At 69.5% G+C, this 18,911-nt stretch carries 18 protein-coding genes; 12 read left to right on the top strand and 6 right to left on the bottom strand.

Going from position 1 to position 18,911, the window contains the following annotated elements:
* Window positions 1-249 precede the first annotated feature (249 nt).
* A complete protein-coding gene (locus VFG40_RS10950) occupies window positions 250-1,188 on the top strand; it encodes an oxygenase MpaB family protein (RefSeq protein WP_324897387.1) in 939 nt (312 codons plus the stop codon).
* A 23-nt stretch (window positions 1,189-1,211) separates the two neighbouring features.
* Here the strand turns inward: VFG40_RS10950 and VFG40_RS10945 are convergent, their stop codons facing one another.
* On the bottom strand, window positions 1,212-2,414 hold the full coding sequence (locus VFG40_RS10945) for a GGDEF domain-containing protein (RefSeq protein ID WP_324897386.1): 1,203 nt from the start codon (window positions 2,412-2,414) through the stop codon (window positions 1,212-1,214).
* A gap of 214 nt (window positions 2,415-2,628) precedes the next feature.
* Between VFG40_RS10945 and VFG40_RS10940 the strand changes: the two genes are divergently transcribed.
* From VFG40_RS10940 to VFG40_RS17845, 11 genes are all read left to right on the top strand, one after another.
* The gene (locus VFG40_RS10940; protein WP_324897385.1) at window positions 2,629-4,500 is read left to right on the top strand and encodes a 3'-5' exonuclease; all 1,872 of its coding nucleotides are present in this window, start codon (window positions 2,629-2,631) and stop codon (window positions 4,498-4,500) included.
* A gap of 153 nt (window positions 4,501-4,653) precedes the next feature.
* Window positions 4,654-5,745, top strand: coding sequence for an aromatic ring-hydroxylating oxygenase subunit alpha (locus VFG40_RS10935; RefSeq protein WP_324897384.1), 1,092 nt, complete (start codon window positions 4,654-4,656; stop codon window positions 5,743-5,745).
* Complete coding sequence (locus tag VFG40_RS10930; protein ID WP_324897383.1) at window positions 5,742-7,037, top strand: amino acid permease; 1,296 nt, start codon at window positions 5,742-5,744, stop codon at window positions 7,035-7,037. The genes VFG40_RS10935 and VFG40_RS10930 overlap by 4 nt, the downstream gene beginning before the upstream one ends.
* A gap of 70 nt (window positions 7,038-7,107) precedes the next feature.
* Window positions 7,108-7,578: a peptide-methionine (R)-S-oxide reductase MsrB gene (msrB, locus tag VFG40_RS10925; protein WP_324897382.1), complete on the top strand. Its 471-nt coding sequence runs from the start codon at window positions 7,108-7,110 to the stop codon at window positions 7,576-7,578.
* Between the two features lie 436 nt (window positions 7,579-8,014).
* Entirely contained in the window at window positions 8,015-9,412 is a 1,398-nt protein-coding gene (locus VFG40_RS10920) for a glycosyltransferase family 2 protein (protein WP_324897381.1), read from the top strand.
* Window positions 9,409-10,842 carry a hypothetical protein gene (locus tag VFG40_RS10915; protein WP_324897380.1) on the top strand — a complete coding sequence of 478 codons (1,434 nt, stop codon included), beginning with the start codon at window positions 9,409-9,411 and terminating at the stop codon, window positions 10,840-10,842. The genes VFG40_RS10920 and VFG40_RS10915 overlap by 4 nt, the downstream gene beginning before the upstream one ends.
* A gap of 65 nt (window positions 10,843-10,907) precedes the next feature.
* A complete protein-coding gene (locus VFG40_RS10910; protein WP_324897379.1) occupies window positions 10,908-11,336 on the top strand; it encodes an FKBP-type peptidyl-prolyl cis-trans isomerase in 429 nt (142 codons plus the stop codon).
* Between the two features lie 99 nt (window positions 11,337-11,435).
* The gene (locus VFG40_RS10905; RefSeq protein WP_324897378.1) at window positions 11,436-12,935 is read left to right on the top strand and encodes a S10 family peptidase; all 1,500 of its coding nucleotides are present in this window, start codon (window positions 11,436-11,438) and stop codon (window positions 12,933-12,935) included.
* A 104-nt stretch (window positions 12,936-13,039) separates the two neighbouring features.
* On the top strand, window positions 13,040-13,564 hold the full coding sequence (locus VFG40_RS10900; protein WP_324897377.1) for a redoxin family protein: 525 nt from the start codon (window positions 13,040-13,042) through the stop codon (window positions 13,562-13,564).
* 95 nt (window positions 13,565-13,659) lie between these two features.
* Window positions 13,660-14,097, top strand: a complete 438-nt coding sequence (gene trxC, locus VFG40_RS10895; RefSeq protein WP_324897376.1) for a thioredoxin TrxC — start codon at window positions 13,660-13,662, stop codon at window positions 14,095-14,097.
* 95 nt (window positions 14,098-14,192) lie between these two features.
* Window positions 14,193-14,693: an SH3 domain-containing protein gene (locus VFG40_RS17845; RefSeq protein ID WP_414649288.1), complete on the top strand. Its 501-nt coding sequence runs from the start codon at window positions 14,193-14,195 to the stop codon at window positions 14,691-14,693.
* A 163-nt stretch (window positions 14,694-14,856) separates the two neighbouring features.
* On the opposite strand, the gene VFG40_RS10890 is transcribed toward VFG40_RS17845, so the two are convergent.
* The 5 genes from VFG40_RS10890 to VFG40_RS10870 all read right to left on the bottom strand — a co-directional run bounded on the left by VFG40_RS10890 (window position 14,857) and on the right by VFG40_RS10870 (window position 18,903).
* Window positions 14,857-15,393: a hypothetical protein gene (locus VFG40_RS10890; RefSeq protein WP_324897375.1), complete on the bottom strand. Its 537-nt coding sequence runs from the start codon at window positions 15,391-15,393 to the stop codon at window positions 14,857-14,859.
* Window positions 15,394-15,497: 104 nt separating this feature from the next.
* Window positions 15,498-16,406 carry a hypothetical protein gene (locus VFG40_RS10885; protein ID WP_324897374.1) on the bottom strand — a complete coding sequence of 303 codons (909 nt, stop codon included), beginning with the start codon at window positions 16,404-16,406 and terminating at the stop codon, window positions 15,498-15,500.
* 140 nt (window positions 16,407-16,546) lie between these two features.
* Window positions 16,547-17,338 (bottom strand): metallophosphoesterase family protein, encoded by a 792-nt coding sequence (locus tag VFG40_RS10880; protein ID WP_324897421.1) that lies wholly within the window; start codon window positions 17,336-17,338, stop codon window positions 16,547-16,549.
* 2 nt (window positions 17,339-17,340) lie between these two features.
* A complete protein-coding gene (locus VFG40_RS10875; RefSeq protein ID WP_324897373.1) occupies window positions 17,341-18,282 on the bottom strand; it encodes a diacylglycerol/lipid kinase family protein in 942 nt (313 codons plus the stop codon).
* Window positions 18,283-18,294: 12 nt separating this feature from the next.
* Entirely contained in the window at window positions 18,295-18,903 is a 609-nt protein-coding gene (locus VFG40_RS10870) for a rhomboid family intramembrane serine protease (protein ID WP_324897372.1), read from the bottom strand.
* Between the last annotated feature and the right edge of the window lie 8 nt (window positions 18,904-18,911).

Genomic DNA, 18,911 nt, shown 5'->3' with positions numbered 1-18,911 from the left:
CGGTGGGATCGGTGTGTTGCCTACGATCGCGCCCCTGGCTCCGCCTGCGGCTTCGGATAGCCATAAAACCAGACGTAGAGGGAGGCGGCGTGCAGCGACATGGCGTTACGAATAACACATTGCCGGCGCGCTGCAAACGTCGCAAAAGGCATAAGCGCCCGCTGCGGCATGCACCAGCACGGGCGCAGCGATTGCCGCAGGCGGTGTGCCGGGGGCGGCAGCACGACGCACGCCGGCTAAGATCCGTGCATGCCCTCGCCATTGCACCTCGTCACCCGTCCGGCCCAGCAGGCCATCCGTCACTGGGTACAGAAGGCGTTCCCGCGCGACGGTGGCGGCAGCGTCGACTACGACACGCCGCTGGGCGATCCGGGCCTGTTCGATCCGGCCGGCGCGACCTGGCGCATCCACGCCGATTTTCCGGGCATGCTCGCCGGCGGCCTGGCCGCACTGATGCTGCAGACCCTGCATCCGCTGGCGCTGGCAGGGGTGTGGGACCACTCCAACTTTCGCGAGGATCTGGTCGGCCGGCTGCGGCGCACCACCACCTTCGTCGGCGGCACCACCTACGCACCACGTGCCGCGGCAGAGGCACTGATCGCGCGGGTGCGGCGCATCCACGACCACGTACATGGGCTGACCGAGGATGGCCGCCCCTACAGCGCCAACGACCCGGCCCTGCTGACCTGGGTGCACGTGTCCGAAGCCTTCAGCTTCCTGCAGGGCTACCGGCGCTACAGCCACGTGGCGCTGCCCGAAGGGGCCGCCGATCGCTACTACGACGAATCACGCCGCGTGGCCGAGGCGCTGGGCGCGCGGGATGTACCGCGCTCGGAGCAGGAGGTGGCCGACTATTTCCGGCAGGTGCGCCCCACGCTGGCGTACACCGCCCGTACCCGCACCGTGCTGGAGGTGCTCGGCGAGGTGCGCCTGCCGGTACCGGTGCCGGGGCTGTCGCGGGACGTGTTCCTGCACGCCGGCGCCGCGTTGCTGCCGGAATGGGGACTGCGGCTGCTGCGGCGCACGCCGGTGCAGCGCGCGCAGGCCCGGCTGGCGGCGCATGCGCTGTGGTCGATGGCACCGGTGTTCCGGGCGGCACTGAGCGAGGGCATTGCCGTGCACGCGTGTCGCCGGGTGGGGCTGGATCCGCGCGTGCTGCACCGGTGGCCGGCAGGCACCGGCGACTGAACCAAAGTGCGGGCGCTGGGCGCTCAGGCCGGTTGCGTGGTCGCCGGCAGCGGATCGTCGTCCTGCACGGCCGCCATCACCCGGTTGCGTCCGGCCCGCTTGGCCGCGTAGAGCGCGGCGTCCGCGCGCCGACGCAGCGCGGTCATGTCCCAGTGGCCGGGGCCAGCCACCGCGGTGCCGATGGACACGGTCAGGTGCACGTCCTGATCGTCGATGCGCAGGGCCGAGTTGGCGACCGTGGCGCGGATGCGCTCGGCCAGCACCGCCACCCCGACCGCATCCACGCCGGGCGACAGCACCAGGAACTCCTCGCCCCCCACTCGCCCGACGATGTCGTCGGCACGCAGGATCCGCTGGATGCAGCCGACCAGCGACTGCAGCACCTTGTCGCCGCCGTCGTGGCCGAAGCGGTCGTTGACCTCCTTGAAATAATCCGCGTCCACCAGCAGCACGCCGACCGAACCGCGCCAGGCGCGGGCCTCGTCGAGCATGCGGTCGGACGCCTCGCCGATCGCCCGCCGGTTGGCCACGCCGGTGAGCGGATCCACGCGCGCCAGGTCGTGCAGCTCGCGCCGCAGTATCTCGTTGTAGAGCAGCAGGAAACCGATGCTGGCGAACAGCGGCTGCATGCCCGAAAGCAGGATATAGAACACGTTCACGGGCGACGGCGTGGCGATCTGGTCCGGCGGATTCACGCCCAGCCACAGCGCGCCGTTGCGCCAGAGCACCAGCGCCAGCGCCAGCAGGTACACCCACAGCAGCACGCAGCGTGCGCGGGTGCCGCTGTCGCGACAGCCGCCGCGCAGGGCGTCGATGTTGAGCAGCACATTGCCGATGATCGCCACCGAGCCCCACAGCACGCGCAGGCGGTAGTCGGGGTGCACGATGCCCAGCCACGCCACCCCGCCCCAGCCGATCAGCGCGATCGCGCCGGCGGCGACCAGCCGCAGCGGCTTGCCCACCAGCAGGCGGATCGAGACCACCACCATCATCTGCGCCAGCAGGTTGAGCGCGTTGCCGCCCATCAGCAGGCCGGCCGGCGGGATGAACGCCTGCATCGCGAGCAGCGCGTAACCGGCCGCTTCCAGGCCCAACGCGCCCGCGCGCAGGCGGATCGCCAGCAGTCCGCGCCCGCCGTCGCCGTGGGTGCCCACCCACAGCATGATCGCCAGCGCCAGCGCCTGCACGGCGTTGAGCAGCGACAGCGTTTCGACCTGTACTGGCATCGTGTCTCCCGAAGGTCCGACTGGCCGGACGTGCGCGTGAGCCGCCACCGCGCGTGGCAGGCGCGGCGACGGGCCATCTTACCTATCGTCCGCGGCGGTGGTGCGCTTGAATGGCCCGCCACGTGCGCCAGGCCCGGTCATTGGCGACAGCGCCGCCGTTGACAGCCTGCGGGGTTTCGCTACTTTCGCCGTAGGAAAACTCGCCGGACGCTGGATGGCCACCCTCATACCCACCCGCAACAGCTGCCTGGCGCGCATGACCAGCGGCGAGAAACGCGTCTCGGAACGCCTGGAACAGAAACTCGAAGACGACTACCTGATCTGGTACGACGTGCCGGTGGGCCTGAAGCAGCGCCACCCGGACTTCGTCATCGTGCATCCGCGCCGCGGCCTGCTGGTGCTGGAGGTGAAGGACTGGAAGGCCGAGACCATCCAGTCGGCCGACAGCACCCAGTTCACCCTGATCACCGATCGCGGCATCGCCAAGCAGGCCAACCCGCTGCTGCAGGCGCGCGCCTACGCGCTGGAGGTCGGCGTAGTGCTGGAGCGCGATGCGGCGCTGCGCTACCCACCCGGCCATCGCCACGCCGGCAAGCTGGTGATGCCGTGGGGCTGGGGCGTGGTGCTGGCCAACATCAGCCGCAAGCAGTTCGACGAGGCCGGGCTGGATGCGGTGATGCCGCCGCACCTGGTGATCTGCCGCGACGAGATCTACGAGACGGTGGAGGCCGAAGCGTTCCAGGAGCGGTTGTGGGCGATGTTCCCGCAGGTGTTTCCGGTGATGCTGACGCTGCCGCAGATCGATCGCGTGCGCTGGCACTTGTTCCCCGAGCTGCGGGTGGACCCGGGCGCGGGCCAGTTCGGCCTGTTCCCGGTGGCGGACGCACCGGCCAAGGCGATCGAGATTCCCGAGCTGGTCAAGGTGATGGACGCCCAGCAGGAACAGCTGGCCCGCTCCCTTGGCGACGGCCACCGGCTGATCCACGGCGTGGCCGGCTCGGGCAAGACCATGATCCTGGGCTTTCGCGCCCTGCAGCTGGCGCGGATCATGGCCAAGCCCATCCTGGTGCTCTGCTACAACAAGACGCTGGCCTCGCGGCTGGACCAGCTCGTGGGCGAGCGCGGCCTGGCCGACAAGGTCAGCGTGCGCAACTTCCACGCCTGGTGCCGGCAGATGCTGGTGACGTACCACGTCGACCTGCCCGAGAAAGGCAGCAAGGACTTCTTCGAGCAGATGGTCGAGCGGGTGATGGCGGGCGTCGAGCGCGGCCAGATCCCGCGCTTCCAGTACGGCGCGGTGCTGGTGGACGAAGGCCACGACTTCGAGCCGGACTGGTACAAGCTGATCGTGCAGATGGTCGACCCCAGCACCAACTCGCTGCTGGTGCTCTACGACGACGCCCAGAACATCTACGGCAAGACCGACCGGCGCAAGTTCACCTGGAAGGAACTGGGCGTGCAGGCGCAGGGCCGCACCACCATCCTCAAGCTCAACTACCGCAACACGCTGGAGATTCTTTCGGTCGCCCGCGGCTTCGCCAGTGACCTGTTGATCGAGAGCGCCGGCGATGACGACGGCGTGCCGCTGATCGCTCCAGAGAGCGCCGGTCGCCGCGGCGCGGTGCCGGAGCTGATCCGCACCGACACCGCCGCCGCCCAGCTCACCGTGCTGATCCGGTGCATCCGCGACGAGGTCGCGAACGGCCGGCGGCTGTCGGACATCGCCGTGATCTTCCGCAACCAGTGGGAAGGCGAGAAGCTGCACGAGGCACTCAAGCGCGAGGGCATCGCCAGCCGGCTGGCCGAAGGCGACGCCAAGCGCACGCTGTTCGTGGTGGAGGACGCCGTGAAGCTGGTCACCATGCATTCGAGCAAGGGGCTGGAATTCCCGTTCGTGATCATCCCGGGCCTGGGCTCGCTGCCCAAGCCGGGCAAGAACGAGACCGAGGAGGCGCGCCTGCTGTACGTGGCAATGACCCGCGCCACCGAACGGCTGGTGCTGATCCACCACGAGGACTCGGTCTTCAGCCAGCGCATCCGCAGCTCGATCAACGACGTGCAGGGGCAGCTGGAGGCGCTGGCGTGAGGGGAAACCGGACGAGTGCGCCCAGCCCAGGCTAGTTCGGTTATTCGCCACGCACCTTGGCGGTCATCCACGTTGACTTCACCCTCCCACCTGCGCCCGAATGGCGTGAAAAAGAGGGGTGACTCGAAGCCCCTCATCGACCGGCACGCCCCCATGACCGACCTGCTCTCCCCAGACACTCTCGCCCCGCAGCCGCTCGACCACGCCCATGCGCTGGACGCGCGCTACTACGTCGACCCGCGCATGGCGGCGATCGACGCAGCCGCCGTGTTCGCGAAAAGCTGGCAGCTGGTCTGCCATCAGTCGGAGATTGCCGGCGTGGGAGATCACCGCGTCACCGCCATCGCCGGGCTGCCGCTGCTGGTGGTGCGCAGCGATGCGGACACCATCCGCGCGTTCCACAACGTCTGTCGCCATCGCGCCGGCCCGGTCGCCAGCTGCGACGGCAAGGGCGCCACCGGCCTGCGCTGCCGCTATCACGGCTGGACCTATGGGCTGGACGGCGTGCTGCGCGGCGCCCCGGAGATGGGCCGCACGCCGGACTTCGATCCGTCGCAGATCCGCCTGCCGGAGGTGCGCGTGCAGGTGTGGCAGGGGCTGGTGTTCGTGGCCACTGGCGACGCGCCGCCGTTCGAGGAGTTCGTGCGCGGCATCGACGCGCGGCTGGGCGCAGCGCGCGGCATGGGCGAGTTCGTCTTCCACCACCGCGCCAGCTGGGAGGTGGCCTGCAACTGGAAGGTCTACGTGGACAATTACCTGGAGGGTTACCACGTGCCGCACATCCACCCGGGCCTCAACAGCGTGCTGGATTACCGCAGCTACATCACCGAGACGGCGCAGTGGTATTCGTTCCAGTTCAGCCCGCTGGAGAGCGGTGACGACCTCTACGGCAGCGGCGAGGCGCTGTACTACTTCCTCTACCCCAACACCATGCTCAACATCCTTCCGGGCCGGCTGCAGACCAACCGCGTGCTGCCGCTGGGGGTGGACCGCTGCCGGGTGGAATTCGACTTCTACTACGCCCCGGACACCAGCGAGGCGGCGATGACGCGCCGTGTCCGCGACGTGGCCTTCAGCGACGAGGTGCAGGAGGAGGACGTCACCATCTGCGAGGACGTGCAGCGCGGACTGGCCTCGGGCTCCTATACGGCCGGGCGGCTGAACCCGCTGCGCGAGAACGCGGTGCACCACTTCCACGAGATCCTGCGCGGCGCCTACCGCGGCGCGTCCGGCACCGGCGCGTGACCGATACGCGTCGCCCGCTCGGCCAGGCGGCGCTGATCGCGCTGGTGGTCGGCAACATGATCGGCTCGGGCGTGTTCCTGTTGCCGGCCACGCTGGCGCCATTCGGCGCGGCGAGCCTGCTGGGCTGGGCGATCACGCTGGCCGGGGCGCTGATGCTCGCGCTGGTCTATGCGTGGCTGGCCCGCGCGGTGCGCAACCACGGCGGCGCCTACGGCTACGCGCGGCGCGCGTTCGGCGACGGCGTCGGGTTCACCGTGGCGTGGAGCTACTGGGTGTGCACGTGGAGCGCCAACGCCGCCATTGCCGTGGCGTTTGCCGGCAGCCTCGGCGCGCTGTGGCCGGCGGCCACCGCCACGCCCTTGCGCGGCGCCGCCTGCGCGCTGGGCGCGTTGTGGTTGTGTACCGCGATCAACCTTGCCGGCGTGCGGGAGGCGGCGCGGGTGCAGATGCTCACCACGCTGCTGAAGCTGGTACCGCTGCTGCTGTTCGGCGTGCTGGGACTGGGCTGGGTGCATGCCGGCGCGTTCCAGCCCTTCAACCCCGGCGGTCTGCCGCTGGTCGGCGTAGCCACCGCCACCGCCGCGCTGACGCTGTGGGCGATGCTCGGGTTCGAGGCCGCCACCGTGCCCACCGGCGTGGTGCGCGATCCGGAGCGCACGGTCCCGCGTGCCACGGTTATCGGCATGCTGCTGGCCGGGCTAGCCACCATGCTGGCCTGCACGGTGGTGATCGGGCTGCTGCCGGCGGACGTGCTGCGCCGGTCCGCCGCGCCGATGATCGAGGCAGCCCGCCACACCTGGGGACCTGGCGCCGGCATCGCGCTGGCCGTGGTGGCCGTGATCTCGTGCTTCGGGGCGCTCAACGGCTGGGTGCTGCTGCAGGCGCAGACCCCAATGGCCGCGGCCCGCGACCGGCTGTTTCCGGCCGCGTTCGGCCGCCTCGATGCCCGTGGCACGCCAGCGTTTGGACTGGCCTTGAGCAGCGCGCTGGCCAGCGTGCTGATCGTCGCCAATTTCAGCCGCAGCCTGGTGGCGCTGTTCACCTTCTCGATCCTGCTGTCCACCGCCACCACCCTGCTGCCCTATCTGGTGAGCGTGCTGGCCTGGTGGCGGATCGAGCCGGCAGCGCCGGCGCGGCGGCGGCTGGTGGCGCTGGTGGCGCTGCTGTACGCAGGCTGGGCGTTGATCGGCACCGGGCTGGAGTCGATCGCCTGGGGTGCGGTGCTGCTGTTGCTGGGGCTGCCGGTCTACCTGTGGCAGCGCCGCAGTCGCGGGCAATCGGGGCGCGCCTGAGCATCGGCTTGGATACGCCCGCCGCGCCCCCACCTTGTCGCCACACCCCCTTGCGCGCACCGGAGACGTCATGACCCGTTTCGACCTCACGCCGCCCAGCGATGACCAGCGCCGGGCGATCACCGCCACGCTCTCTGCGGACGAGCATCGCGTACTGCTCCAGCACGGCACCGAGGCGGCCTTCTGCGGGGTGTTCCTGGACAACAAGAAGGACGGCACCTACACCTGCCGCTTCTGCGGATTGCCGCTGTTCCGCTCCAGCGCCAAGTTCGATTCCGGCACCGGCTGGCCCAGCTTTTTCCAGCCGTACGACGAGGCGCACATCGGATACATCCGCGACGCCAGCTACGGGATGGTGCGCACCGAGGAAGTCTGTGCCCGCTGCGGCAGTCATCTCGGCCACGTGTTTCCCGACGGCCCGCCGCCCACCGGCCAGCGCCACTGCCTCAACTCGGTCTCGCTGAGCTTCACCGAGCAGGGCGAGCCGCTGCCCGACGTGCTTGGACGCGGCCACCCCGAGGGCGACCCCGACGCCGGCTGAGCGTTGCCGGCCCATGCGCCAAAAAGGTCACTTTCAAAGCGCTCGCTGCTGCGGCGCGTCACATGAAGCGGACGGCCCGCGCCGTTGGCCGCCCGGCCACCCCGTAGAAAGGCACGTGCCGGACCTGGCCCCTACCATGCAGTCAGCCAGCAGTTAGCCAGCCGGCCCTGGCGCCCGTGCGAGCAAGGCGCTGCACGGCGCCATTTCTCCGGCGCGCGCCACGCCCACCACCTGCGCCCACCGAATCCCGCTCCGTCAGGGCGCGCATCCGCGCCGCGACGACGGGTTTCTGGCACGTCCCGTGCTTCATCGCGTGCAGGCATCACCACACTTCCCCCATCCCCTCCCACCTCCGGCCACTTCGCTGCGAGACACGCCACCGGCGCGCCTTGCCGGGGAAGTCCGGCCCACGCCCAGCCCTCGAAGACCCGACCCTATGACCTCCCTGGCGCCCCTGCCGTCCGAGCAGGAGACCGATGGCCTCACCCTTACCTCCGCCCCGCCGGTCGTGACGGTCACTGATCGCTGGACGCGTCGCCGCTACGTGCCGGTGCGAGTCAAGTTCCTGCTGACCCTGCTGGCTTCCTTCGGCTGGGCCGGATTCTCCATGCACCTGGCCGAACCGTGGATTCGCGAGCTCGGCCACATCATCGGCAGCGTCGGCGCGCACCTGGTGATCTGGGGCGTGGCGATCCTGCCCGGCTTCATGAATGCGTTCCTCGTGGCGGGCCTGCTGGTGGACCGCCGGCCGGCGCGCACCTGGACCGGCGCGTTCCCGGGTATCACGATTCTGGTGGCGGCTTACAACGAGGAAGAGTCGATCCTGGGCACGATCGACAGCATCGCGCGCCAGGATTACCCCGCACCGATCCAGGTACTGGTGATCAACGACGGCTCCAGCGACTGCACCATGGAGCGGCTCGGCACGGTGTCCTACCCGTGGCTGACGGTGATCGACCTGAAGCAGAACGCCGGCAAGGCGAACGCGCTGAACCAGGGCCTGAAGCAGGCCGCACACACGCTCACCATCACCCTGGACGGCGACTCGTATCTCTACCGGGGCGCACTGCGCCACCTGGTCGGGCGTTTCCTCAGCGATCCGCCCAATACCGCCGCAGTGGCCGGCAGCGTGCTGCTGCGCAATTCGCGCTTCAACCTGGTGACCAAGATCCAGGAGTGGGACTACTTCCACGGGATCGCCGCTATCAAGCGGCTGCAGAGCCTGTTCCAGGGCACGCTGGTGGCGCAGGGCGCGTTCTCGCTCTACCGCACCGACGTGCTGCGCGAGGTGGACGGCTGGCCCGAATGCGTAGGCGAGGACATCGTGCTGACCTGGGCGATCCTCAAGCGTGGCCACCGCGTGGGCTACTGCGAGGACGCGATCACCTTCACCAACGCGCCCACCTCGTTCCGCCAGTTCATCCGCCAGCGCCAGCGCTGGTCGCGCGGGCTGATCGAGGCGTTCAAAGTGCACGGCGCGCTGCTGTTCAAGCCGCGCATGAGCACGGTCTTCATCTGGTGGAACCTGCTGTTCCCGTTCATGGACGTGGCGTACACCTTTTTCTTCATCCCCGGCATCGTGCTGGCGTTGTTCGGCGTGTACTGGATCGCCGGGCCGATGACTCTGCTGGTGCTGCCGATGGCCTTCGTCGTGAACTACCTGATGTTCTATATCCAGTCGCACATGTTCCATGCGCAGGGCCTGCGCGTGCGCCGCAACCCGCTGGGTTTCCTGGTGTACGCGCTGTTCTACGGCCTGGTGCTGCAGCCCGGCTGCGTGCTCGGCTACCTCTCCGAAATGCTCAACCTGCGCAAGCACTGGGGCACTAAGTGAAGGCGCGCACAACCCTCGCGCTGGGCCTGCTGCTGGCCCTGGGCGCCGCCACGGCGCAGGCGCAGCAGGCGTCGTCCGGCGAGGCGATCCGCGCCGGCCGCGCCGCGATGGCGGCCGGGCAACCGGCGCGCGCACGCGACTTGTTCGCCCAGGCGCTGGCGCAGTCGCAGGGGCATCCGGCCGACGGCTACGCCGCCGCCATCGGGCTCGGTCGCGCCGCGCTCTGGCTGGGCGACATGGGCCAGGCCGAGCGCGCCTTCCGGCAAGCCGGCACGCTGGCCGCCGACGACGGCCAGCGCCGCACCGCGGATGCCGGACTGGCGCAGGCGCTGAACGCCCGCGACTTTCCGCGCCAGGCGTGGGCGCTCGTCGCACCCGGTGCGGCCGGCGCGGCCGGTGACGCCCGCGCCACGCTGGAGTTGATGCGTGCGGCGCAGGCGCTGGGCTGGCAGGACCGGGCCCTGCCCGCGCTGGCGGCCACGCCGGCGCCCGACGACACCGGCTACCTCGGCACCCAGTTCCATCTGCTGGCGGATGACATGCGCTACGCCACGGCCGCGCGCGTGGAGACCAGCGCAAGCTACAGCCACGACAGCGAGAACCTGGACAGCTGGAGCGTGGGCGCCAGCGCGCTGTCGCCACTGCATGGGCATGCATCGGGCAGCCAACGCTGGGGCGTGGCCGCCGAGACCACCCGGCTGGATGACGAGCGCGGCACACGGCACCTGCAGAACCTCTCCGGCCTGGCGCAGCTGCGCATCGGCGATGCCAAGAACCTCGACCTGCGTCTCGGTGCCGGACAGGCTGCCCACTGGCACTACCTGCAGGGCGACGCGCGCTGGAGCTGGCAGCCGGACGATCGCTACGGCATCAGCATCGCTGCCGCGCGCGCGCCCCTGCTGACCACCACGGCGGTCAGCAGGCACATTGCCTACGCCACCTACAGCGTCGGCGCCACCCTGCGCCCCGCCGCATCGCTGTACCTGCTGCCCACCCTCTACCGCCAGGCGTTCACCGACGGCAACCGGCGTGACGGCGGCTCGCTGCGACTGGTGCTCAGCCCGGTCGATCTTGGCACCGCGCCCGTCGCGCTCGGTGCGCAGGCGGCCCTGCGGATGTTCCGCAGCAGCCAGCCCGGCGGCGGCGCCTACTTCAACCCCGACCACTACCGCGCCGTCACTGCCGGCCTGACCGCCGTGGCGCGGATCAGCGCGGGTTGGCGACTGCGTGCCGTCGCCGATGGCGGCCGCCAGCGCGCCGACGGCAGCGAGGTCGGCGTCTATTCGGCAAACGTCACGCTGGAGGGGCGGCTGCCGCACAACGGGCGGCTGCAGGTGCAGGCACTGCGCAGCTCCGCCGCCTCGCTGAGCAACGGTGGCGCCGGCTACTGGGACAACAGCCTCACTGTCTCGCTCGGCTTTCCGCTCTGATCCGCGGCAGCGGTACCGGCGGCGCCGGCTACAATGCCGGCTCACTTACCAGCGAGTCCTCGCCCATGCGCCGTCTGCTCTGCCTGCTTCCGCTGCTGCTCGCCGCCTGCTCCAGCCCCTCCGGCAACGCCACCGCCGCCACTGACATCCCCGCCATGCAGACGATCGACCAGACCGTCGGCACCGGTGCCACGGCGAAGTCCGGCGACACGGTGGAGGTGAACTACACCGGCTGGCTGTACGACGCCAACGCCAAGGACCACCACGGCAAGAAGTTCGACAGCTCGTACGACCACGGCGACACCTTTACCTTCCCGCTCGGTGGCGGCCAGGTGATCAAGGGCTGGGACGAGGGCGTGGTCGGCATGAAGGTGGGTGGCAAGCGCACCCTGCTGCTGCCCTCGGCCATGGGCTACGGCAGCCGCGGCGCGGGCGGCGACATTCCGCCGAATGCGGCGCTGGTGTTCGACGTGGAATTGGTCGACATCAAGTGAGGTGGTCGCCCGGACCTTGGTCGGGGCCATGACTTCCTGCACGGTCGCCCGGGTGCCCCGGCCGCTACGGTCGGGGACTTTCCGCTTCAGGACTTCCCCGTGCGCAATGCCCTCCCGCTGGCCCTGCTTGCCGCGCTGACTCTCGGCACGACCACGCTGGCCGTGGCTGCCGACAAGCCGGCCACCACCGACGCACCCGCCGTCGCCGACAAGGATTTCCACCTGCCGCCGCTGCCGGCCGACGCGCACGTGGTGCAGTCTGCCCAGGTCGACGGCCGCACCTTGAAGTACACGGTCACCGTGGGCTCGCTGCCGGTGCGCAACGACAAGGGCGAGGTCACCGGCGAGGTGGTGTTCACCGCCTACACGATGGACGGGAAGGACCGTCCGGTCACCTTCGCGCTCAATGGCGGCCCTGGCGCCTCCTCGGTGTATCTCAACCTCGGCGCGATCGGACCGAAGCGGGTAAATTTCGGCGTCGAGGGTGCCAACCCCTCCGACCCCGCCACGCTGCACGACAACCCCGGCACCTGGCTGGGCTTCACCGACCTGGTGTTCATCGATCCGGTCGGCACCGGCTACAGCCGCGCGCTGGTGGACGACAAGAAAGCCACCGAGCTGTTCTACAGCACCGACGCCGACATCAAATACCTCTCGCGCATCGTCTACGACTGGCTGGTCAAGAACGGCCGCATGGACTCGCGCAAATATCTGGTGGGCGAGAGCTACGGCGGCTTCCGCGGCCCGCGCGTCACCGATTACCTGCAGACCCAGCTGGGCGTGGCGATGAACGGCGTGGTGCTGGTGTCGCCCTACCTCGACCCCGCCGCCTCCGACGACGAGAACGTCTCGCCGCTGCCGTGGATGCTCACCCTGCCCTCGATTGCAGCGGCCAACCTGGAGCGCCAGCACAAGCTCAGCGCCGAGGCGATGGCGCCGATCGTGGCGTATACGCGCGGCGAGTACGCCACCACCTTGATGCAGGGCCGCAGCAATCCTGCCGCCACCGAGGCGATGGTCAAGAAGGTCACCGAACTGACCGGGCTGGATCCGGTCTTCGTGCGGCGCTCCGGCGGCCGCATCGAAACCCAGGCCTACCTGCGCGAGATCTACCGCGCCGAAGGCAAGCTGGGCAGCCGCTACGACTCCAACGTCACCGCCTGGGACCCGTTCCCCTATGCGCCCCAGCAGCAGACCGGCGACCCGATCCTCAACGGCATCATCGCGCCCACCACCACCGCGATGGTCAACTTCGTCACCAAGACCGTGGGCTGGAAGATCGACGCCCGCTACAACGCGCTGAGCTACCAGGTGAACCGCCTGTGGCACCAGGACGACGACGCCAACCGCGGCTCGGTGAACGAACTGCGCGAGTCGGTGGCCAACGATCCGGGCCTGCGCGTGCTGATCGCACACGGCTGGGATGACCTGTCGTGCCCGTTCATGGTGTCCCAGCTGATCGTCGACCAGATGCCCGCGATGGGTGACCCCACGCGCGTGCAGGTGAAGAATTATCCGGGCGGCCACATGTTCTACGCCCGCCCGGACAGCCAGGCGCAGCTGCGCCAGGACGTGGAGGCGCTGTACGGCGTGAAGTGAGGCACTGTCGAGCGTCGTCGTTACGGCCCGTCGGGTAACCGGCGGGCCGTGGCCGTCGTATGACAGGCAACGCGGCCGTCGGCCGCCTCTTCGAGATGCCACTCATGCGCTCCCTGCTCCGTCCGATCCTGATCCTGCTTGCGGCCCTGGCCGCCCTGCCGGCCGCCGCGCAGACCGCGCTCGCGCCCGGCGACGCCGCGCCTGCCTTCGCCGGCATCAACCGGTGGATCAACTCGCCCCCGCTGACCACCGCCGCTCTGCGCGGCAAGGTGGTGCTGGTGGATTTCTGGACCTTCGAATGCATCAACTGCCTGCACGCGCTGCCGCAGGTGAAAGCGCTCGATGCAGCGTACCGCGACCAGGGCCTGGTGGTGGTTGGCGTGCACACGCCGGAGCTGGCGGCCGAGCGCGATACCGGCAACCTGCTGGCCGCGGTCAAACGCCTGGGCATCACCTTTCCGGTGGCGCAGGACAACGGCTACGCCACCTGGAACAACTGGCACAACCAGTACTGGCCGGCGCAGTACGTGATCGACCGCAGCGGCCACGTGGTCTACACCCACATCGGCGAAGGCGGCTACGAGGCCATCGAGAACGCGGTGCGCGCGGCGCTGGCCGCCGCGCCCTGAGCGATCGGGCAACGCGTGGCACGGGCACCCGGCGGGCCTTGTGCCGACGGCGACGGCCATCATCTAGGGGGCTGGACCTCCTCGCGGACCACGCCATGACCTCCCCTCTTGCCGTTCCCTGCCCGCACTGCCGCGCGCTGAACCGGGTACCCGCCGAACGCATCGGCCAGCACCCAAGCTGCGGGCGCTGCCACCAGCCGCTGTTCGGAGGCCACCCCGTGGCGCTCGACGCGGCAACCTTCGATGCCGTGGCCGGCCGCGGTGACCTGCCAGTGCTGGTGGACTTCTGGGCCACGTGGTGCGGCCCGTGCATCGGCTTCGCACCCGTGTTCGCCGCCGCCGCGAAGGAGCTCGAGCCGCGCATGCGGCTGGTCAAGGTGGAGACCGAAGCCAACCCGGCGCTGGCGCAGCGCTTCGCCATCCGCTCCATTCCCACGCTGGTGCTGCTGCGTGAGGGGCGCGAGATCGCGCGGCAGAGCGGCGCCCTGAGCGCGGCGCAGCTGCGCCAGTTCGTGGCGCCGGTACTGCGGTGATCCGCCGCCACGCGCACGCGGTCGAAGACACACGCCCGCCGCCCGCTCCGGCGTCGGCGCGCGGACGCCATGCCGCGTGGTGCCTGCTCCTGCTGATGGGGGCAGCGCTGGCGCAGGGCGGCATAGCGGGATACCCCACCGCCAGAGTCCACCTCCGTGCGGGGCCTGGCGTCGACTATCCGCAGCTCGCCACCCTGGCCGCATCCGATGGGCCGTTGGTCATCCATGGCTGCACACAGGGGCGGGCATGGTGCGATGTGACCTCGCGCGGCCGGCGCGGCTGGGTCGCCGGCCGGTTGCTCGCATGCCGGGTTGGTGGCGACGTGCAAGCGATCCGGCCATGCGGCGTGCCCGAGAGCGTCCCGATCGTGAGGTTCGACATCGAACGCTACTGGAGCGAGCACTATCGCGATCGTCCGTTCTATCCCCAGCGCCACGGCAAGCACGGAAGGCCGGCGTCGGAGCAACCACAAGGGCCGCCACACCGGCCGTGGCACGGATCCGGCACGCCGCCCGGCGCACAGACCGCGCGCCCCGGCACGCCAGCGGTGGAGCGGCATCCGTCGTCCACCGGTGGACGACCTGAAACGCACTAGCAGCCCACTGCCTGCGGCGCGCGACGTCAGGGCTGCGGTCAGCGCGAACCGGCGATAACGCCAATCACGCCTGATCGGCTCTCGCAGATACGTCGCATGTCGCCGGGCCGCAGACAAAAAAAGGCCAGCGCCAAAAGCGCTGGCCTTTCTGCCGGCAGACCCGTCAGCGGCGGTCGTCGCCGCGGATGCGCCTGCCGTGGTCGCGTGCCGCGCTGCGGTCCTGCACCGGCTGACTCCGGCGGCTGCCGCCATACCCGACCCGGCCGGTGCTGCTGCCTTCGCGGTGGCCGTCATGTCCGCGCCCACCGCCGTCATAGCCGCCACGGTTCGGGTGCCAACCGTGGTCGCGGTCACCGTCGTGATCACGGCCGCGGCCGTGGTCACCGTCGTGGCGATCGTGGTCCCAGTCGTGCCTGCGGTCATAGCGGTAGTCGCGGTGACGATAACCGTACGAGCCGCCGTACCACCCGCTGCTGATGCCGATGCTGACGCCGCCGGGATACCCGTACCCGCCGTAGCCGCCATAACCGTAATAGGAGGGAGCGTAGTAACCGTCGTCATAGACGGTGGTGGGGCCGCGGCCGTAGTACGCATCGCCGCCGTAGCCGTCGCGCACGTAGCTGTAGCCCGGCGCCACATAACATCCGCCCAGTGCCGAGGCGACCACGGCCAGAGCCACGCCTGCCAGCATCTTCTTCATGATCGGGGTTCTCCACCCGTCGTCGGGGACGGGTTCATCGGGACTCAGGCCTTGCACGCTAGCCCCTGCCGATGAACCCGCCCTGATCTGCCGTGACGCCGTGCTCAGCCCTTGTCGCGCTTGCTGCCCCGCTCGTGGGCGAGGTTGTCCGGCGCGGTCGGGGCAGCAGGAACTTCCGGCCCAGCCTGGGTGCTGCCGTCCGGATGCGCCTGCTGTGCGGCACCCGGCCATTGCGGACCCTGGCGGTCACGCTCGTGCTTGGCATCGAGCAGCGCCTGGATGTGCGCCACGGCCTCCTCCGGACTGATGTGCTTGACCGGCGTCTCGCGGGACGACGTGCCGCGCGTCTTGCCTGCGCTTGCGCTGCTGGGGCCACCGCTCTTGCGCGCAGCGGGTTTGCCGGACGCTCCGGCCGGAGCGGGGCGCCGGCTGGCGACCGGGTTACCGGAGTTGGCGGGGGCCTTCTTTGCCACGGGCTGCTTGGTCGGCGCCCTGCCATTGGCCTTGCTGGTGGCGACTTTCCCGGCGGTAGATTTCTTGGCAGCCGACTGCTTGGTCACGGGCTTTACGGCAGCCGGTTTCCCGGTGCTGCCCCGGGTGGGCGCGGCCTTTTTCGAGGCAGCACTCTTAGCCGCCTTCTTCGCAACAGGGTTTTTTGCGACCGGCTTTTTTGCGGCGGCCTGCTTTGTCGCCGGGGACTTCACGGCGGCCTTCTTTGCGGCAGTCCTTTTCGGCGCTGCTTTTTTCGTCGCCGCCTTCTTCGCGGGGACGCTCTTCGCAACCTTCTTGCCTGCAGCCCTCTTTGGCGCGGCCCTTGTCGGTGCCGCCCTGGTGCTGGCGGCGGCCCGTGATGCCGGCTTCTTCGCTACGGACTTCTTCGCTGCCGGCTTCTTCGCTGCGGACTTGCTGCCCGTGGATTTGGCCACAGCGCCCGACGGCTTGGCGGACTTGGCGGCGGCGGGTTTCTTCTTTGCCGCGGATTTCTTCGCGGCGGACGTGCGGGTCGTTGCCATGCGTCATTTCTCCTGCGGAAAACGGAACGTCGTGCTTCGATGCCGGACAGCCATGCGCGAGCGCCGACGGCGTTGCGGTGGATGCACGTCCAGTATTGCGCGGGGCCGCAACACTGTCATGGGCAGGTGCCGCATGCGTTTCAACGCGAGACAGGCAGAGCGTGGCGGCCGTGCAGCATGAAGCGTCCTTCCGCGCTGTCGTAATCCCAGCGCTCCACCACGCAATCGGCTGCCCCTTCGCGCCGCAGCACGTTGACCGAGTTCGGCACGTCGCCACGTACACGACGCGATACCGCCGTACCCGCCTGCACCACGTGGGACTCGCGGGAAAGCTGCGGATAGGCCTTGCGCAGGGGGCGCACGTAGGGCAGGTGGATATGCCCGCCCAGCAGCAGGTCGGCACCTGCCTCGGTCCATGCCGGAGCCACCTGCGCATGTCCGTGCAGCAGGTTGGCGACGTCGTTCTCGCGGATCGCCAGCAACGGCTGGTGCGTCACCACCACGCGCACCTGGCCGGGCGCAGCCTGGCGCAGGCGCTGCGCGACGCGGCGGCACTGGCTGCCGGACACTTCACCGTCCTTGTGGCGCCACCAGCGCGTGGTGTTGAGCGCGATCACCAGCCACTGCGGCGTCGACCACTCGCACTCCAGCGCCGGCCCGAAGGCGCAACGAAAACCCGCGTACGGCGAAACCAGCCGGGCCCACAGGTTGAACAGAGGGATATCGTGGTTGCCCGGGATCACCAGCGCGGGCGCCGGCAACGCATCGACGAACTCCCGCGCCGCCGCGAACTGCGCAGCACGCGCCCGCTGGGTGATATCGCCGGACAGGATCACCCGCTCCGGCTGCAGCTGCCCGGCCAGTCGCAGCAGTGCGTCGACCACCTCCGGCCGCTCGGTGCCGAAGTGCGGATCGGAGATATGCAGCAGCACGCTCAAGCCGCCTGCTCCGGCTCCGCGTTACGGGGCACCAGCAGCCGCAGCGATTGCGGCGCGACTGAGAAGCGCAGCGGCAGGTCCAGCGAGCAGATCTCGCCGTCGAGCGCGACCTTGATCCGGCGACGACGCGGCAGGTCCACCGTCAGCTCCTCGAACGCAAAGCTGTCCACGCGATCGAAGTCGCCCAGATGTCCCAGCAGCCCGCGTATCGCCATCCACACCAGCGACAGCCGTCCCACCGGACGCACGGCAATGCCGACCAGGCGCCCCCGCTCGACCGCGCTGGCCTGCTCGATGCCGATCTTCTCCAGCTGCAGACGGTTGTTGCCCACAACCAGCGTCATTGCGCTCAACTCGCCGGCCGGCGCATCGCCGCGCATGCGCAGGCGCAATCGCGGAAACCGCTGAAGCAGCGTGCGCAGCCCCGAGCCCAGCGCGACGAGACGATGGCGCCCGAACTGCTGTTTCGCACCCTCGCGTTGTTCCAGCAGCGACGGGTACAGACCCAGGCTGGCGTTGACCAGGAAGGCGCGGCCGTTCACCAGCCCGGCCTGCGCCGGTTGCTCGTCCGCCTCGAGCAGTTCCCGCACGCCTTTCCCGGCGTCGCCCTGCGGCAGGCCGTGTGTGCGTCCGAAGAAGTTGAAGGTGCCCTGGGGCAATACGCCAAACGGCACCTGACCGGGAAGCACCGCCTGGGTCACCGCGTTGATGGTGCCGTCGCCGCCGACCACGATCACCGCACCATCCTGCTCGCGCGCCAGCGCCACCGCCTGATCGGCCAGCTCACCGAGCTGCGAGGGATCGTCTACCCGCAGGATCCGGAACGTGCGACCGGCGTCGTCCAGGCTGCGCCGGATGGACTGCTCGACCTCGCTGGCGTCGCCATGCCCGGAGGCCTTGTTGAGCACGATGAAGAGGGGCGCATGGGCGGCGAGCACGGGGTCTCCTTGTCAGCCGGCTCCGGGATGGGCCAGCGCATTGAGAAAGTGAGATAGCACGCGCGGCTCCATCAACAGCGTGAAAGCCACGCCATAGGCGCCGCCCCACAGGTGCGCGCTGTGATTGACGTTGTCCTGCCCGCGCTTGTCCATGTAGATCGAATAGGCGGTGTAGAGCACCGCGTAGATGATCGCCGGCAGCGGCAGCACGAACACGTAGATGCGCGACCACGGCGCCAGCAACACATAGGCGAACAGCACCGCGGACACCGCGCCGGATGCCCCCAGGCTGCGGTAGCTGGCGTTGCTGCGGTTCTTCAGATAAGTCGGCAGGATCGAGACCACCAGCCCGCCCATGTAGAACAGCAGAAAACCCAGCGATCCCAGCCGCGAGGCGTAGAACGGCTCCATCGCCCGACCGAAGAAGAACAGCGTGAGCATGTTGAACAGCAGGTGCCCGAAGTCGGCATGCACCAAGCCATAGGTGACCAGCCGGTAGTACTCGCGGCTGCGCTGGATGGCCGGTGGCCACAACAGCAGGTCGTTCATCAGCTTGGCGTTGTTGAGCGCCATGAACGAGACAACGCAGGTCACGGCGAGAATGGCGAGAGTGATCGTCATGGTTTCCA

The organism is Dyella sp. (genome assembly GCF_035685805.1).
GTDB lineage: Bacteria > Pseudomonadota > Gammaproteobacteria > Xanthomonadales > Rhodanobacteraceae > Dyella_A.
This window is presented reverse-complemented; position numbering and strand designations above follow the sequence as displayed.

Coding starts and splice junctions, on each gene's coding strand:
- VFG40_RS10950 (WP_324897387.1), top strand. CDS start 250: ATGCCCTCGCCATTGCACCTCGTCACCCGTCCGGCCCAGCAGGCCATC.
- VFG40_RS10945 (WP_324897386.1), bottom strand. CDS start 2,414: ATGCCAGTACAGGTCGAAACGCTGTCGCTGCTCAACGCCGTGCAGGCG.
- VFG40_RS10940 (WP_324897385.1), top strand. CDS start 2,629: ATGGCCACCCTCATACCCACCCGCAACAGCTGCCTGGCGCGCATGACC.
- VFG40_RS10935 (WP_324897384.1), top strand. CDS start 4,654: ATGACCGACCTGCTCTCCCCAGACACTCTCGCCCCGCAGCCGCTCGAC.
- msrB (WP_324897382.1), top strand. CDS start 7,108: ATGACCCGTTTCGACCTCACGCCGCCCAGCGATGACCAGCGCCGGGCG.
- VFG40_RS10920 (WP_324897381.1), top strand. CDS start 8,015: ATGACCTCCCTGGCGCCCCTGCCGTCCGAGCAGGAGACCGATGGCCTC.
- VFG40_RS10910 (WP_324897379.1), top strand. CDS start 10,908: ATGCGCCGTCTGCTCTGCCTGCTTCCGCTGCTGCTCGCCGCCTGCTCC.
- VFG40_RS10900 (WP_324897377.1), top strand. CDS start 13,040: ATGCGCTCCCTGCTCCGTCCGATCCTGATCCTGCTTGCGGCCCTGGCC.
- trxC (WP_324897376.1), top strand. CDS start 13,660: ATGACCTCCCCTCTTGCCGTTCCCTGCCCGCACTGCCGCGCGCTGAAC.
- VFG40_RS17845 (WP_414649288.1), top strand. CDS start 14,193: ATGGGGGCAGCGCTGGCGCAGGGCGGCATAGCGGGATACCCCACCGCC.
- VFG40_RS10890 (WP_324897375.1), bottom strand. CDS start 15,393: ATGAAGAAGATGCTGGCAGGCGTGGCTCTGGCCGTGGTCGCCTCGGCA.
- VFG40_RS10885 (WP_324897374.1), bottom strand. CDS start 16,406: ATGGCAACGACCCGCACGTCCGCCGCGAAGAAATCCGCGGCAAAGAAG.
- VFG40_RS10870 (WP_324897372.1), bottom strand. CDS start 18,903: ATGACGATCACTCTCGCCATTCTCGCCGTGACCTGCGTTGTCTCGTTC.